The sequence below is a fragment of the Bacillus litorisediminis genome, assembly GCF_022808645.1.
In the GTDB taxonomy this organism is placed as follows: domain Bacteria; phylum Bacillota; class Bacilli; order Bacillales; family JC228; genus Bacillus_BF; species Bacillus_BF litorisediminis.
In genome coordinates this window covers 73,225-89,200 of the sequence record NZ_JAKZKT010000017.1, presented here as the reverse complement: position 1 = coordinate 89,200, position 15,976 = coordinate 73,225, and the positions used below count along the sequence as shown (strand labels likewise).

Sequence of the window (15,976 nt, the reverse complement as noted above, 5' to 3'; positions counted from 1 at the left end):
ACATTTTCAGGTGAAAGCTATAGACTTACTAACGCTTTATCAAAATCCCATTAAATAGGTTTAAATTGGGTGGCAAAACTCTGCATTTTTCATTGCATTTTTCTGCACTTTTTTATTGCAAAATACAGCTAACGAAGTTATTAATCCAAAAGTGTTATTTGAGTTAGATTACGTCCATATTTATGGTTATATACGCTTTAACTTGTCTACATAAAATATCAAAAAATAATTGCCCTTCTCTTATCGAGAGGGGCTTTAGAGTGGTAAATCATCCTTAATTATAGGTCTTACCTTTTTTACAAGCTCCGTAATATCATTATCCTCGCTATAAGTGACCTTCAAAATCTCAGTTTTACGATACCCTGTTTCATATTTGATCTTTTCAATCTTCTGATAAGCAATAATCGCTGCTTCCCAATCAGGATCTTTTTTAAAATTCCAACGGTTTACAGGAAAGGAATCAGCATTCCCAATCCTAGTTTCTTCGATGTTTAAACTAATACTTATCGTGATTTTCATTTGGGATATCCTTTCTTAATACATAAGATACGAAATTTATCTTTCTATAAATCATAAAACAGGGTTGTTTTATTCAATTATAAATCGTCATTGATCGTGCAATTTCAAGCATCTTTTTTTGGTTATATTAAAACTATTCATTTTTATAAATGTACCAAAATTAAGTTTATAAGTCTCATTCCTTAAAGCCAGTTGCTATTATTGGGTGACTGGCTTTATTGTGTTAACGGAGCTGGTAAATGGAAGAAGTATGATATAATAAAAACAGAAAATTTTAAAAATTTTGAGGAGGAAATTTAACTTGGACAAAAATCAAGTAATGGTTTACTTCAGTCTATACGGAGATGAGTTTTCCATTAGATGACGTAACGGAAAAGTTAGAAGTAACTCCTACTGAAACTTTTAAAAAAAAGATGATTTAATTCCAAACCGTTCAAAGGGGAAATCAAAGAACATGATGAATATTAACGTTGATTTAGTTCAAAGTTTAATAAAAGAACAATTTCCAGAATGGTCCATTTTAGAAATAAAACCAGTTAAAAACGGCGGACACGACAACAGAACTTTTCATTTAGGTGAAAATATGAGTGTAAGATTACCAAGTGCGGAAGGATATGTTTCTCAAGTTGAGAAAGAACATAAATGGCTGCCGGTGTTATCTAAGCATCTTTCCCTGCCAATTTCTAAACCACTTGCTAAAGGAAAACCGAATAAGGATTATCCATACCCTTGGTCCATTTACAAATGGATAGAGGGCGAGACAGTGACCCACGAAAATATTGTTGATATGAATCAATTTGCAAAAGACTTAGGAGAATTTTTAGTAGAGTTACAGTCTATCGACGCGAGTGAAGGTCCTTATGGAGGTATTCATAATTATTATAGAGGGTGCCCGTTAACCGAATTTAAATTTAATGAATGGACTTTATCTGCTCTTGATACCCTAGGCCATTTAGTAGATAGGGAAAAGTGTCTTAAAATATGGAATAGGGCAATCTCTACTGAGTGGAAGAAAGAACCTGTGTGGATACACGGTGATGTTGCTCCCGGCAATCTTCTTGTAACTAATGGTAGATTATCAGCAGTTATTGACTTTGGAGTTATGGCAGTAGGGGACCCTGCCGCAGATCTTGCCATGGCTTGGACATTTTTTGATGATAAAAGCAGAGACATTTTTTTGAATTCAATTCGACTAGATAAAGATACAGAAGACAGAGCCAGGGGCTGGGCTCTATGGAAGGCACTTACTACCTGCGTATGGGATTCTAAGGAGTCAGAAGCTGTTAAACAAGCCAAGAAAGTTATAGATATTCTTTTGAATGAATAAATTGAATTTAAACAGGGACTATTCGAGAGTTCATTAAAAAGGAGTAATATAGTAAATGGAATCTGAAAAATTCTAAAACAGTAACAGTGTTTTTAATAAAAGAGAATTATCGGAATTGAAGTAAAATATTTGTAGATGGATTTAGTAAAAACTATATATTCCTTTTTAGATCCTCAACAATAGGCGCTTTTCTTTAGTAAGAAGGCGTCTTTTTGATATGCCCCTACACATTTCACTTGAACAAGAGGTCCTTTTTATAGCTCTAAAAAATATACATGTAATAATCATTATAAATGGGGGATGTAATGGAGTTGAGTGGAAGAGTAAATTTAAGTGTTGGTTGGATAACTTTGTTTCTAATGGGTATTGACTTATTTGTAGTGTCTCCATTACTACCGTTCATTTCGGAAGCCTATAATGTTAGTTCAGCGATGACTGGATGGATGGTAACTGTTTTTGCGGTCACATATGCTTTTTTCGCTCCTTTCTTTGGGTGGCTTTCAGATAAAAATGGGCGGAGAGCATTTATTACATTTGGCTTATTGTTGTTCGTTATTTCTAACATATTAACTGCGTTTGCTCCTTCCTTTTTTTTGTTAATTGTTAGTCGTATTTTAGCTGGTTTATCCGTTGCTTCAATTACTCCTTTGATATACGCAATCATTGGAGATACTGCGCCACCCAATCGGAGAGGAACATGGCTTTCGATTGTTGTTTCAGGGCATTTAACAGCTCTTTGGGCAGGAGCGCCATTCGGTACGTTACTAGAGCATTTTCTTGGCTGGCGTTCAGTATTTGTTGTAATGGCTATTATAGGAGCTATATTGGCGGTAGTAAATTTCAAAACATGGAAATATGTTCCTAAAAGTGATTTAACAAGGAATCTATTAGAAGGAAATCTGCTAAGAATACTTGGCTCGGTAAGTGTTACAACCATTTGGGCGATTTCCATGTATGCTCTTTATGTTTACTTAGGTGCGGCTCTTTATTCTGAAAATAGATTCTCATCATCAGAAATCGCATTAGCTATTACTTTTTATGGTATCGGTGCTGTTTTAGGAAGTCTTATAAGTGGACAATTCACAGATAGATTTGGAGAAAGGAAGATTTCAAAAGTTACGCTCATTTTCTTGACTCTAATTTTCGTTTGTTTAGGTATATTCTTCTCATCTGGTGATTGGATTTATTTCTTCTTGTTCATATGGGCTTTGGTTGGGTATGCAGGATTTACATCATACCAAGCAAGATTAGCGGTCGAATATTCAAACGAACGGGGAATTGTTATGGCGTGGAATAATACGGCTTTGTATATTGGTATTACGATTGGTTCAATGATTGGTGGTCTTGTCATCTCTAATTGGGGATACCCTTTCCTTCCGTATGTTTGTAGCATGGCAGCAATCATTAGTTTTATCCTTAGTACCCAAAAAGTCCAAGAAACAAAAAAAGAATCAGTTTTTTCAGATACATGAACCTCAGAATGAAGTCTTTTTGTTGAAGTTGAGTTAACGGGGCTGATTTGTTTATACAAAAGAGTAGTAGAAGAATATTCAAACGTATAAGCAAAAAAATTAGTGAAAATAATGATTTCTTTAAAAATATAAAACCATTGAATCAGTTCGAAAAAATATTATTAAAGTCAGCTAAAGAATTAAGACTATGTATGAAAAGCACAGATTTGTTATTGAAGTAAAGGGTGCAGGAGTTAAAGATCGAGCTACTATATGGGTAGCTTTTTGTATTCGACTAAATGGCATTTTGGTTAAATAAGGGAATTAAAAAAAGAGACAAATATTAAATTCGTCTCTTTTTTTAATTCATAGGTTTCGGTACCTATTAACTAACTGTATAAATTAGGTGAAAATCCAAATATGACAAGTATGTAATTAAAAGGTGGAAATAATAAGGGAAAGGAGGTTGTTGTAATGAAAGTTCCTTCAGATATATGAGAATTAATTGACCAACAATACAAAACGCTTGACGATGCCCATACAAGGTTGAGTCAAATATGGGCGGATCATATTGTGCTTTCTTTTGGCTGGTTTACAAGTTTATTTTTAACGGTGGTTCCGTGGATAGTATGGTTTATATTTAGAGATAAGGATAGCCAAACTCGTCTGCTATTAGGTGGGCTTTGGGCAATGCTGGTATCTTCATGGTTAGACTACATCGGGGTAACATTGGGCTTATGGAAATACTATAATAAACTGGTTCCACTTATGCCAGATTATATTGCATGGGATTTCTCACTTATGCTAGTTACGATTATGTTTTTTCTACAGGTTAAGCCGAAGGTTAGTCCAATTATTAAAGGTTTAATTTTTGCAGCTATGACAGCATTCCTAGCTGAACCCTTATTTTTATGACTAGGATTTTACGAATACCCAGGGTGGAATTCCATTTGGTCCTTCCCTATCTTTCTAATTATTTATTTAATAAGTCATAAATTGGTCCATAGTAAGGCTACAAAACCTCTTATTTAGGTTCTCTGAAGTGTATAGGGTTAACCGAGATAATAAGAAAGAGTTAATCATAATTCTGAATAAGGGTTACGGAACAAGTGTTTTAGAAGAAGTTTATGTTTATAGATATACTAATGGATTGATTGAAGCGCTTGTAGATAATCCTTTGGGAATAATCAATAAAAACGTAAAAACAAAATTATCGACTGAAAAAGCCGAAGTAAGAGTAGGTGACAAAGTATATACAGTTGATATAACCCCTTTAGAAATACAACCTACAAACTTATTTGAGGATATTGCATTTTGTGGTACTGATTATTCATATTTAAACTGTAAGCAAACGTGAAGAATCCTTGGTTCTACAAGGTTTTTTCTATGTTAATCACACTGTCTCATCCTGCGTTGCTCACCTTGACAGGGTGGGGGTTGCTGGTTTCGAGCCCAGCTCGGGATTATACTTAAAAAGCCTTAGAACTAGTAAAGTTCCAAGGCTTTTTCTTTATTCACTAAATATTTAAATCTAAATCTAAGTCGTCAAGTGCTTCCTCATCTACCCATTCAATTGCGATGGTAAGCTTATTTGCCCCGAATTCTGATTTATGGGCCAATTTATATTCCATATCCTCATCGGGAAATGTGACCTTCTGACCTCTTACATGTAAAGCGTCTGACTCTAATTCACTCACAACCCTTTTTAATAATTCGATATATTGCTCTTTTCTGCCAACAAATTCTTCCTCAAGTTTCATATTTTTTCAGCTCCTTAACCTAGTTTTAAAATTTGCTTTAAGATCGGCATTTTATTTGCCTCCAGCTTGTACGTTTTTATGAGCTTTTGAGCGTCACCGGTTTCTCCCATCCTAAATGGCTTTTTCACGTATCCATAAAACTTGTCCGGGAAAAGCATGTCAATGTAAATCAGCTGGATTTGTTCTTCTGTTAGTGGATTGACAGAGGTGTATGCTTGAATCAATTCTTTGAGCTCCTCGAAATCCCAAGTGCCTAGTTCTTTCATTCTTTTAAATAGCAGCTTTCTAATATCTCTTATTGGAATATCATAGGCTAAGTTATCAAGGTCTAAGACATAAACACCCTTTTCAGTTGCGAGAGCGTTTCCTTTTCCATAATCCTGATGGGCTAAGAATCCTTGTTCACCGATTTCTTCAACCCATTTGGAATAACAGGAATTATTTAATAGTTCAAGTGCTTTTTCTGCCATATAGATAATGTTATCTGCTATTTTCAAGTAAACACGGTTGAAGGAAGTATCTTCTGTTTTAGCAGCCTCTTTCCATTGTTTAAATTCCTGAAGCATTCCTTCATAATGCTCTGGCCATACTCCCATTCGATTGTAAAAATTAGAGCCCTCCGGCGGAACAAATCCGACAGAATCCTTGTGAAATTGAGCTAAGCCTTTAAGTCCGGTTAACAGATGATCTTTATTTTCTTCCATTTCTAAGTCTGTACCGTCAATCCAGCTATATAGAACTACAGCATAGCCTTCATGGACAAAATAGCGGTTTCCCTCTTTTGTTGGAATAATGTCTGCAACAAGTGCCCCTTTGTTAGCGAGATAAACTTGAGCAGCTGTAGTAGATTCTACAACAGGGAGCGGTTTCCTGATTCGTTTTAAACAAAAAGTTCCTTCATCGGTTACGACTTTCCATACGGTTTTGATTCCTCCGCCTTGCAGGACCTCCAATTCGATAACATTTAAATCTGGATAGTTTTCAGCCATAAACTGTCTTCCTAATTCAAGATCAACATTAAGCTCCATGGGAAACCACCTCATCCAGCTGAAGTAAAAAGCTTTGCAATACCGCGTCTTTGCTTATTTCAGTAGCCGTCATTTCTTTAATTCGCTCAAAGTGTTTTCTTAATGGCCACTTTGCATCTCTGCCTTCATAATATTTGGATACTTGTCCATAAAATAGATGAGGAAATTGGAGGTCGGCTGCTAAGATTTGATATTGCTCAATTGTTAATGGATTCACTTCTTGATAATACTTCATCATCCTTTTGAATTTTTCTAAGTCCCAAGCTGTTTGCTTTTTCATAACTTTATTTAAAATTTTTCTAATATCCCGAATTGGCAGTTCCACAGTTAAGGAATCCATATCAAATACATAGAGGTTATTGTCACTGCCAATAACTAGATTTCCGGAAGCATAATCTTGGTGGCATAATGTTTTATTGATTTTTGTTTCTTCGACCCATTTCTCATAATACGGATTATCTAGCATGGTTAGAGCTTTTTCAGCTTGTGCCAAAAAGGTATCGACATATTTTAAAAATAATTTATCAATCGCATTTTTTTCTGCTAGCTTTGTCTTTTCTTCTTTCCAATTTACTAATCTTTGATATCTGCGTTCCATTTCATCCTTCCATTCTGTTAATAGAAAGGAAGGAAATTCTCCCGTTGGGGATTCAATTCCTTTTGAAGCTTTGTGGAATGAGGCCATGCCTCTCATAATCATCCGCATATCTTCTTCTATTTCATATTCTGGATTTCTTCCGTAAACAGATTCAAAAACGACAAAATATTCACCATCGTGAACGACGTAGCCTTCTCCTGAAAGAGTTTTATAAACACCGGGAGTATGAATGCCCCGGTCGCGTAAATAATCAATCGCATGAATCATAAATTTAATATCATTTTCTTGCATTGGGAGCTTTTTCATAATAACTTCGCCTTGATCTTCTGTAGCGATTGACCAGACGGCTTTTTTGCCTTTATAGGATAATAAATAAATCGTTTCCACTTTTAATGGATATTGAGAAATAACGGCTTTTACTACATCAGAAAATACAGTATCCATTGGATCCCTCCTATTCTTTGACTTTTCTCATTGATGCTAGATACAGTTTTTCTAACCGTTTGGCGACATGTTCAAATCCGAAATTGGCTTCTACTAATGCACGTCCAGATCTTGCTAAAGATTTAGCTGCTTCTTCGTTACTTAATAGAAACGAAATAGCATCCGTAAACGCTTCCGGATTTGCATAATCATCAATCACAATGCCATTTTTAAGGTGTTTAATAATTTCTGCATTTCCGCCTCGATTGGTTGTGATAATGGGAAGTCCCGCTCCCATCGCTTCATAATGAACCCTAGCAAGAGGTTCCTGCCATTGCGAGCTGCAGATAAATATATCACCGAGCAAGAAATGCTTGGGAATTTCGCTTGGAGGGATAAAGCCAGTAAATATAACCTTGTCACCCAGGGATTGCGCCAGTTCTCTCAAGTTCATTCCATATTCATCGATTCGGTCATCACTAAACCATTTGCTTCCGACAATGACTAAGACAGCCTCTGGGTGTTTCTTTATAACCTGCTGCATAGCTTTAATGAGAATATCTGGCCCTTTTACTGCACTTAACCGCCCAACAAATAAGACTACTTTCTTATCTTCTACACCGTATTTTTGACGCAAGGCTTGTCTAGTTTCTTGTGCTTCAGAGTCCCAAACCGGTTTATAATGGTCTAAATTGATGCCCGAGTATACGGCTTTAATTTTTCGCTTAGCTGATGGAAAACGGTCACAAATAGTTGTTCCGATATACTCACTAATTGTCATGATCTTATCGACTGCTGAAATAACCAATCTACCCATTTCAAGTGAGATTTTCTTTTCTTTAAACATTTCATTATGGAGACTAATGACAAAGCGGCTTTCTGGCATCGCAGACTTATATAAAAGCAAATGGCGTGGACGGTTAAATACATGAATGACATCGTAAAATTCTTTGTTGGCTGTCATTTCAGCGAGCTTCATGGCGACATTGTATTCGTAATTCTCACGAGGTACGCGGACATACTCCACACCATCTATGATTTCGTGATCCGGAAGCTCTGGGTCTGTAATACAATAGATGGTTAAATCATGCTTTTTGTTTAAATGGGGTGTAACTCCATCAATTAATACTTGAATGGCTCCTCCTCGTATAGGAGGGACGGTGAACATACTAGTACAAATAAACGCTATTTTAATAGGATTCACCCTCCTTTACCGTTGGTTTAAGTCAAAAGGAATATGGCCCGCCTTGACTTATTACTAAAATATGAAAGTCTTTCATTACAGACACGGCAAATCTACTGATGAACTTGTCTAATTTTTTGGAATCAGGTAGAAAAATGATGTTTGATAGCAGGTCATTTATAATATGGAAGAGAATGAGTAGAAGAAAGGCAGGTTATAAAAGCAGGTAAAAAGGAACCAAGAAAAGTGCTTGTTCATACATTAAAATAGTGAACAATAAAAAGGGGGATTCAAAATGTCCCGACCCAAAACCATTCTGATAACGGGTTGTGCAGGTTTTATCGGGTATCATTTGGCACAACGGTTACTGTTAGAAGACTATTTCATCATTGGAATTGACCAAATGAACAACTACTATGATGTTCGGTTAAAAGAAGCACGATTAAATAGACTGAGGGAACATGATCATTTTTTATTTGAGCGGATGTCAATTGAGGACCGGGAAGCTATGGAAAAGGTGTTTTCTAAAGCTAAAATCGATATTGTAGTTCATTTAGCTGCGCAGGCAGGTGTCCGTTACAGCCTGGAAAATCCGCATGCCTATATCGACTCAAACGTGGTTGGATTTATGAACATCCTTGAATGCTGCAGGCAACACGAAATTGACCATCTCCTTTTTGCTTCCTCCAGTTCCGTTTATGGAGCTAATAAAAAAATACCATTTTCGACAGAGGATCGAGTTGATCATCCAGTCAGTTTATATGCCGCTACCAAGCGGGCCAATGAATTAATGGCACACACGTATAGTCATTTATACAATCTGCCGACAACAGGACTTCGGTTCTTTACAGTTTATGGTCCTTTGGGAAGACCAGATATGTCCTATTTTAAATTTACAAAAGCTATTTTGAATGGGGAGCCCATTCAAATATATAACTATGGGAACATGAAGCGCGACTTCACCTACATTGATGATATTGTAGAAGGAATCATTCGTTTACTTGACAAAAAACCAATCCCTATCCAATCATCTGCTCTAGTAAGTCAGGCGCCCTATAAAATCTATAATATTGGGAACCATCAGCCGGTAGAGTTATTGAAGTTTATTTCTGTAATTGAAGAGAAGATTGGGATTAGGGCAAAGAAGGAGTTTTTGCCTATGCAAGCTGGGGATGTTTCTGTCACGTATGCAGATGTTGAGGATTTGATGAATGATGTTGGCTTTAAGCCAAAGACAAGTATAGAAGAAGGAATCGGAAAATTCATTGACTGGTATAGGGAGTTTTATCATCAATAAGTAATACGCGATAACGAAAAACAACTAAAGACCTAGGTTTCAGAATTGGCACAAACATACTAAGAGGAATATAGGGATTATATCCTATATATTCCTCTTTTTTACTATAATTCGACAAGGTTTCCCTAGGATAGTAGTCTATTATAATCCTCAAATTTGCCTATTAAAAATGAAGACTAGTTTCTTTAAGATTAAAACAACAGGAAAATTTAAGGAAAATTCAACGAATATTTACATTCCTTTGCTAGGATTTAAAAATAATGAACTGCAGGAAGGGAGGAAATAGGCTCTTTTATCTATTATTAAATATATTAGGGGAGGAACATGTAATGAAACGACAAAGGTGGTTACTGATTTTATTAGTTTTTGTCATGACTATGACATCCTTTTTCTCAAGTGTGTATGCTGAAACAACTGGAAATCCAGTGTCTGATGCACGTTCATCATCCTCAGATCGCACAGAACCAATCGTTACCGTTGGACCGGCTGGGCCAACTCTCATTTCCAATCATGATACAAAAACAATCGGTCCTGGAATTGATTTAACAACTTTTGAACGATTTGATGCCCGCGGCTGGCTTAATGGTGAGGTTCTTACTGTTCAATTGTCTAATAACCAGGTATCGGCCGATTTATTATTCCCGGGTGTCATCACGTCAGCCAGACCGCTATCTGAAATGGCTCATTTATCCGGTGCTGTTGCCGGTGTAAATGGTGACTTTTTTGACATTAATAATACGAAAGCCCCGCTTGGAACGATGATTCAGAATGGAACTCTGCTTAAGGGACCTCAAGGATCACATACGCTGACAGCTGGTGTCAATGAGCAGGGGTTAGGTCAAATTACAAACATTTTCTTAGAGGGGAAAGTTGCTTTACCAACAGGTGAGTTTCCTTTGGCTGCTCTGAATCAATCCAGTATTCCAGCTAATGGAATTGGACTTTATACTTCTGTATGGGGGCAGGCACAAAGACCAACTGGCGGAAGCCCTGTATATGAAGTAACTATTCAAAACAATAAAGTTGTAGCTGTTTCTGATCAAGTTGGCAGCGGTCCTATTCCGGACAATACATATGTGCTCATCGGACGTGATCAGGGGGCTAGTGTGTTAAAGGAATTATCAATAGGCGATGATGTTACAGTTGAATATGCACCAAAAGTGGATAGTGATTCGCTTATGAAATTTGCTATCGGAGGTAATATTAAACTAGTAGAAAACGGGGAAGTTCCAGCAAATTTGGATGACAGCACAACAGCCCCAAGATCAGCGGTTGGCTTCACAGAAGATGGACAAACGATGATTATTGCTTTAGTAGACGGCAGACAAACGGATAGCAGAGGAATGACTATTAAGGAAATAGCAGAATTAATGAAGGAATTTGGTGCTTATCAAGCATTAAATATTGATGGCGGGGGATCCTCAACAATGGTCGCGAGAATGCCAGGTTATGAGAATGCGGAAGTAGTAAATAATCCTTCTGATGGCTCTGAGCGTTCTGTACCAAATGGAATTGGGATTTTTGTAGAACCTGGCAGCGGTGAACTAAAAGGTTTTACTGTCGAAACTGCCTCAAAGGATACTTATAGCAACCGTGTATTTCCAGGATTAAGCAGAACTTTTTTGGGCTTAGGTTTCGATGAAAACTATTACCCCGCAGAAACAGGAGACATTTCTTGGCATGCTATTCCAGCTGATATTGGCACGTTTGAGGCAAACGGGATCTTTCGTGCAAAGAAATCTGGTTCAGGTGTAGCAGAAGCCCAAATCCGATCATCTAAAGGAATGAGGAAGATAACGGTTCTCGGCGAATTAGACCGAATTGAATCGTCTGAATCCTACCTTGGTTTAGAAGTTGGCAAAAGTGCTAGCTTTTCTGTGGTCGGATATGATCGAAATGGTTACTCTGCACCGATCGAAGCAAGGGATGTAGATCTTGAGTTTAATCAGTCTGTTATTGACATTGAAGCAAATACTGATGGAAGTTTTACAGTCATTCCTAAACAGGATGGAGGTTCAACTCTTATTTCCATTAAGGTCTTAGACAAAGAATTCCATCTTCCTGTCACGATTGGTCTGGCTACCGTAAACATCGCAGATTTTGAAGACGAATCAGGCTGGACTTTTACAAAGTATCCTTCAAATGTGGGAGCTTCGATGGAGGTCGTTGAAGGCAGAGAGGGCAACGGCATTCAGCTTAATTACGACTTCACTACCACTACAGCAACTAGAGCAGCTTATTTGCAAGCTTCACCAAGATTAGAACTGCCTGGTGATGTGCAAAAGATGGGCCTTTGGGTAAAAGGGGACGGAAAGGGAGCTTGGTTGCGTGCGGTTATAACGGATGCATCCAATACAAATTACACGTTAACGTTAGCCAACCAAGTGGATTGGACCGGCTGGAGATATGTAGAAACTTCTCTTCCGGAAGGGATTCGTTACCCAGTTCAATTATACCGAATCTATCCGGTAGAAACGAATCGAAATGAGCAATATACGGGTCAATTAGTGTTTGACCAATTAACAATAAAAGTTCCGCCTTCGATTGAGATCCCTGAACAAGAAAGAATGGAGGATCCGCTTGTTCTTCAAAATCAGTTGATTGAATCGGACCGCTGGAAATTTGCAGTCCTTTCAGATAGTCAATTTGTAGCAAGTGCTCCAAATAGCCCGCAAGTTGATATGGCGCGACAATCACTTCGTCAGATTGTAGCTGAAAAACCTGATTTTCTTATTATTAATGGAGATTTGGTGGATACTGGCTGGGAAGAGGATTTTGTCTTTGCCAAACAGGTACTCGAGGAAGAGGTAGGGGATGCGATTCCAATCTATTATATTCCTGGGAATCATGAGATTGCGGGTTCAGGTTCGCTAGAAAACTTTTTAGAGGTGTTTGGTGAGAATCGTTATAGCTTTGATCATAAAGGTACAAGATTCATCCTGCTAGATTCAGCAACCGGAAGCTTCCGGACAAGTGATTTTCAACAATTAGTTGAATTAAAATCTAATTTGGAAGAAGCATCATCTGATCCTTCCATTAACAATGTGGTGGTAGTAGGCCATCACCCTACTCGTGATCCGTTACCTACAAAAAATAGTCAGTTATCTGACAGAAAAGAAGCAGAACTACTAGAAAAATGGCTTACAGAATTCAGGGAAGAGTCCGGAGGAAAAGGAGCTTTATACATTAGCGGTCATGCTCATACCGTACAAGTTGAACGGGTTGAGGGTGTTCCATATATGGTAACGGGTGCTGCCGGTAAAGCCCCTTATGGTGCCGCGGATGATGGCGGGATTTATGCATGGACACTATTTGGAATTGATCCGACACCAGTACCTGATCAAGCTAATGGTCCGGAAAATGGAGCGGGAGACAGCCGGGTCAGCGGCACAGATTGGATCCAGGCTGAGGTCCGTCCACTATTAGACTCTATAACACTACATGCGCCGGCAACTATTAAGGCTGGTGAGACTGTAATGGTTAGTGCAACTGGTCATCAGCCTGGGAATTTGGACTTCCCGCTAAGTTACCCAGCAACTGTGGTATGGGAAAGCAGTGAAAATGTCTTTATTGGAGCAGGGACTGACTTGGAACAAGCGAAAAAATCTGGTAAGTATGCAGCTGTATTGAATACTGCAACAAATGAATTAACCGCTTTAACTTCAGGATCAATCACAATTAAAGTAATGTCGAACGACAAAGAAGCAGAACAGCAAATTCAAATCCAATAATGATCATTGGCGGGGAGCTATTCTTGATTGAATAGTTCCTCTTTCTTTTTAAATATGGGCTTATCTCATTAAAACCTTTCGTTCTTGGGTTGAATAGATTAGGTTAAGGCAAATTCCCATTTAGATGGAGGTATCCCATGAGACATGCAAATAAAGTGTTTCATTTAGCTATTCCGTGCAAGGATCTCGACGAAACAGCAGTGTTTTATGAAAAATTAGGGTGTCAATTAGCCAGAAGATATGATGATCGAGTTACTTTCAATTTTTTTGGTGATCAAATCGTTTGTCATTTAAGTCCGGATGAGATTGATGAAGAACCAAAAATGTATCCGCGTCATTTTGGCATTACATTTTTAGATAAAAAAGAATATGATAATACGCTAGAGTACGCAATTAGACACAATCTTCCTTTTTTTAATGAGCCAATGGTACGATTTGAGGGAAGAAGAGAAGAGCATCTAACCTTCTTCTTAATTGATCCATCCAATAATTTATTAGAATTTAAGTATTATCATGATGAAAGTATGGTTTATTAAAAATAGTAGTAAATAAATATTTAACAAAATTTCAATCAGAATTCGAGAAGCAGGCTCTTATGATGGCCTGCTTTTTTATTATTATTTTGAAAATTCCACTAAATAATCAGACAATTTGTCCATACAAGGATTGTGCTAATGAATATAGATAAAGTAGCTAAAAAGAAAGGGGTGAAGTATGGTGAGAAAATCACGACCATGGTTTGCAGGACATGGAGGCGGTAATGGCGGCGGTGATTCTGAAGCTGAAAGCCGTGCAAGAGCTAATGCTGATTTAGACTTCGATAGTGATATTGACAATGAGTTAGACAACGAAAATGAAAGCAAAAACCGCAATAAAAACCGTAATGTTAATATCGCTAAAGTGCAAGACAGTGGAAACTCTGATATAGACCTTCGTGTGAATGTTGATGCAAGAACAGTTGCACGTGTTCGTACTCGTGCTGAAGCTGATCAAGAACAAGAACAAGATCAAAATCAAAATATTGATGTGGAAATTGAAGATTAAAAAATGGTGGGTGGGTGTACAAGCCCACTCTCCTTTAATATTTAATTAGGAAGTGGATGCTATGGCATTCCCTATTAGAAACTCAAGGTTTAGTGTAAATAATGATGAAGAAATGAATCAGATAATGAATAAAAATGATTTAGCTGTTAGGCAAAGCGGCAATTCCGATGTAGATGTCAATGTTAATGTAAATGTAGATACGCGTGCAATCGCTTATGCTTTATTGATATCGATGCATGAGAGAAAACAGCTCTCGAGCGAGGAATTCAACTCTGCCGTAAGAAAACTGGATGAACTAATTGAACGGGCAGAAAGAAGAAACAGGCATCAATCCAGACCTTGGTTAAATTATTAAAGAGTCCCTCATTGTTGTTAGGGGACTCTTTGTTTTTTAGCACCATTTAACATATACTATTTCTCTATTTTTCGTCCTCTCGCGGCTATAAATTTTCGGATTGAATACGTTAGATATAGTTTAATACCAATCAGAACTGAGATGACCACTGCTAAAATCAAGATAAATACGGGAAGAGAAAGAAATTTTAGACCTTGAAAAAACAGCGATGACACAATGACCGATACTGCAAATAAAATGGCTGTATTTTTTCCCGCCCTATTATTTTTGATTGACAATTTCAACACCTCATTAGGGAAACCTGTTTTATTTTCATAAAAGGATTATCACCACAATATGGAGAAATTATACAGTACAATAGGTGATACAACTTTAATGGAGGTAGGCTAATGAAAATATATATTTGTGCTGACGGCGAAGGAGTTTCCGGCGTTGTCAGTTCTGAAGAAATGCATTACAAAGGAAGGGAGTGGGAGCATTTTCGAAAGCTCATGACTATGGATGTAAATGTTGCGATTCAAGGCGCTTTTGAGGCAGGTGCCACTGAAGTCGTAGTAAACGATGCTCATTGGAATAGCTTAAATTTAATATATGAAGAGCTGGATCCGCGCGCTGATATAATCAGAGGTTCGACCAAAGAATTAAGTATGGTTCATCAGGTAGACCAAGCGGATGGTTTATTTTTTATTGGTCTTCACTCTAAAGTCGGCCATTCACATGGTGTAGGAAATGAATCGTATTTTGGCCCCGAAATGTATGAGATGAGAATGAATGGAAAACCAATTGGAGAGTTAGAGCTTTTTGGTGCAATTGCGGGATACTACGATGTACCTGTTTTAATGGTTTCTGGGGATGATTGTTTAGCGGATGAAGCCAAAGAGTCGATTGGAGATATTGAAACAGCCATTGTGAAATATTCGATTAATCGGTTTGCAGCAAGATGCTTGTCACTTGAAAGAGCACATAAGGAAATAAAAGAGAAGGCATATCGCGCAGTAAAACGATTGAATGAAATAAAACCATACAAAGTAGAAGGTCCAGTCGAATTTGAAGTGGAGTGGACGGGTACTGCCGAGTGTAAAAAAGCGAGCCTTGTTCCAGGTACATATATGAAGTCTCCAAGAATTATAGCGTATAAAGGGGAAACGGTCATGGAGGCCTGGAAGGGAATATATCCAGCCATGCTACTAGGCGCCTCTGCTTTTGATAAGTATTATGGATAGAAAAAACGGGCCATCTTCCATAAGGAAGCGGGCTTCT

General features: G+C 37.6%; 14 protein-coding genes and 1 pseudogene. 10 read left to right on the top strand and 5 right to left on the bottom strand.

All coding sequences use genetic code 11. From position 1 onward, the window contains the following. Positions 1-255: 255 nt before the first annotated feature. Positions 256-519, bottom strand: a complete 264-nt coding sequence (locus tag MLE14_RS10840) for a hypothetical protein (RefSeq protein WP_243298390.1) — start codon at positions 517-519, stop codon at positions 256-258. Positions 520-973: 454 nt separating this feature from the next. Between MLE14_RS10840 and MLE14_RS10835 the strand changes: the two are divergent. The 4 genes and pseudogenes from MLE14_RS10835 to MLE14_RS10820 all read left to right on the top strand — a co-directional run. Beyond that, positions 974-1,772: pseudogene (locus MLE14_RS10835) on the top strand (aminoglycoside phosphotransferase family protein); the annotation flags it as partial. A gap of 379 nt (positions 1,773-2,151) precedes the next feature. Then, the gene (locus MLE14_RS10830) at positions 2,152-3,318 is read left to right on the top strand and encodes an MFS transporter (RefSeq protein WP_243298388.1); all 1,167 of its coding nucleotides are present in this window, start codon (positions 2,152-2,154) and stop codon (positions 3,316-3,318) included. Positions 3,319-3,843: 525 nt separating this feature from the next. After that, a complete protein-coding gene (locus MLE14_RS10825) occupies positions 3,844-4,212 on the top strand; it encodes a CBO0543 family protein (RefSeq protein WP_243298387.1) in 369 nt (122 codons plus the stop codon). 127 nt (positions 4,213-4,339) lie between these two features. After that, positions 4,340-4,654: a hypothetical protein gene (locus MLE14_RS10820; RefSeq protein ID WP_243298386.1), complete on the top strand. Its 315-nt coding sequence runs from the start codon at positions 4,340-4,342 to the stop codon at positions 4,652-4,654. A 160-nt stretch (positions 4,655-4,814) separates the two neighbouring features. On the opposite strand, the gene MLE14_RS10815 is transcribed toward MLE14_RS10820, so the two are convergent. Genes MLE14_RS10815 through MLE14_RS10800 form a run of 4 tightly spaced genes read right to left on the bottom strand, consistent with a single transcriptional unit; the run spans position 4,815 to position 8,310 of the window. Continuing rightward, a complete protein-coding gene (locus MLE14_RS10815; RefSeq protein WP_243298385.1) occupies positions 4,815-5,057 on the bottom strand; it encodes a hypothetical protein in 243 nt (80 codons plus the stop codon). 14 nt (positions 5,058-5,071) lie between these two features. Further along, on the bottom strand, positions 5,072-6,085 hold the full coding sequence (locus MLE14_RS10810; protein ID WP_243298384.1) for a CotS family spore coat protein: 1,014 nt from the start codon (positions 6,083-6,085) through the stop codon (positions 5,072-5,074). After that, positions 6,075-7,127: a CotS family spore coat protein gene (locus tag MLE14_RS10805; protein WP_243298383.1), complete on the bottom strand. Its 1,053-nt coding sequence runs from the start codon at positions 7,125-7,127 to the stop codon at positions 6,075-6,077. The genes MLE14_RS10810 and MLE14_RS10805 overlap by 11 nt, the downstream gene beginning before the upstream one ends. Positions 7,128-7,137: 10 nt before the next feature. Next, positions 7,138-8,310 (bottom strand): glycosyltransferase family 4 protein, encoded by a 1,173-nt coding sequence (locus tag MLE14_RS10800; RefSeq protein ID WP_243298382.1) that lies wholly within the window; start codon positions 8,308-8,310, stop codon positions 7,138-7,140. A 274-nt stretch (positions 8,311-8,584) separates the two neighbouring features. On the opposite strand from MLE14_RS10800, the gene MLE14_RS10795 reads away from it, so the two are divergent. From MLE14_RS10795 to MLE14_RS10770, 6 genes are all read left to right on the top strand, one after another. Next, on the top strand, positions 8,585-9,586 hold the full coding sequence (locus tag MLE14_RS10795; RefSeq protein WP_243298381.1) for an NAD-dependent epimerase: 1,002 nt from the start codon (positions 8,585-8,587) through the stop codon (positions 9,584-9,586). A 329-nt stretch (positions 9,587-9,915) separates the two neighbouring features. Further along, on the top strand, positions 9,916-13,317 hold the full coding sequence (locus tag MLE14_RS10790; protein ID WP_243298380.1) for a phosphodiester glycosidase family protein: 3,402 nt from the start codon (positions 9,916-9,918) through the stop codon (positions 13,315-13,317). A 137-nt stretch (positions 13,318-13,454) separates the two neighbouring features. Beyond that, a complete protein-coding gene (locus MLE14_RS10785) occupies positions 13,455-13,853 on the top strand; it encodes a VOC family protein (protein WP_243298379.1) in 399 nt (132 codons plus the stop codon). Positions 13,854-14,034: 181 nt separating this feature from the next. Then, complete coding sequence (locus tag MLE14_RS10780) at positions 14,035-14,361, top strand: hypothetical protein (RefSeq protein ID WP_243298378.1); 327 nt, start codon at positions 14,035-14,037, stop codon at positions 14,359-14,361. Positions 14,362-14,422: 61 nt separating this feature from the next. Continuing rightward, positions 14,423-14,716: a hypothetical protein gene (locus MLE14_RS10775; protein ID WP_243298377.1), complete on the top strand. Its 294-nt coding sequence runs from the start codon at positions 14,423-14,425 to the stop codon at positions 14,714-14,716. 389 nt (positions 14,717-15,105) lie between these two features. Next, entirely contained in the window at positions 15,106-15,939 is an 834-nt protein-coding gene (locus MLE14_RS10770; RefSeq protein WP_243298376.1) for a M55 family metallopeptidase, read from the top strand. Positions 15,940-15,976 lie beyond the last annotated feature (37 nt).

Excerpts from the sequence above, each read along its gene's own strand:
- MLE14_RS10840 (WP_243298390.1), bottom strand. The coding sequence starts at position 519 with ATGAAAATCACGATAAGTATTAGTTTAAACATCGAAGAAACTAGGATT.
- MLE14_RS10830 (WP_243298388.1), top strand. The coding sequence starts at position 2,152 with ATGGAGTTGAGTGGAAGAGTAAATTTAAGTGTTGGTTGGATAACTTTG.
- MLE14_RS10815 (WP_243298385.1), bottom strand. The coding sequence starts at position 5,057 with ATGAAACTTGAGGAAGAATTTGTTGGCAGAAAAGAGCAATATATCGAA.
- MLE14_RS10810 (WP_243298384.1), bottom strand. The coding sequence starts at position 6,085 with ATGGAGCTTAATGTTGATCTTGAATTAGGAAGACAGTTTATGGCTGAA.
- MLE14_RS10805 (WP_243298383.1), bottom strand. The coding sequence starts at position 7,127 with ATGGATACTGTATTTTCTGATGTAGTAAAAGCCGTTATTTCTCAATAT.
- MLE14_RS10795 (WP_243298381.1), top strand. The coding sequence starts at position 8,585 with ATGTCCCGACCCAAAACCATTCTGATAACGGGTTGTGCAGGTTTTATC.
- MLE14_RS10790 (WP_243298380.1), top strand. The coding sequence starts at position 9,916 with ATGAAACGACAAAGGTGGTTACTGATTTTATTAGTTTTTGTCATGACT.
- MLE14_RS10785 (WP_243298379.1), top strand. The coding sequence starts at position 13,455 with ATGAGACATGCAAATAAAGTGTTTCATTTAGCTATTCCGTGCAAGGAT.
- MLE14_RS10775 (WP_243298377.1), top strand. The coding sequence starts at position 14,423 with ATGGCATTCCCTATTAGAAACTCAAGGTTTAGTGTAAATAATGATGAA.
- MLE14_RS10770 (WP_243298376.1), top strand. The coding sequence starts at position 15,106 with ATGAAAATATATATTTGTGCTGACGGCGAAGGAGTTTCCGGCGTTGTC.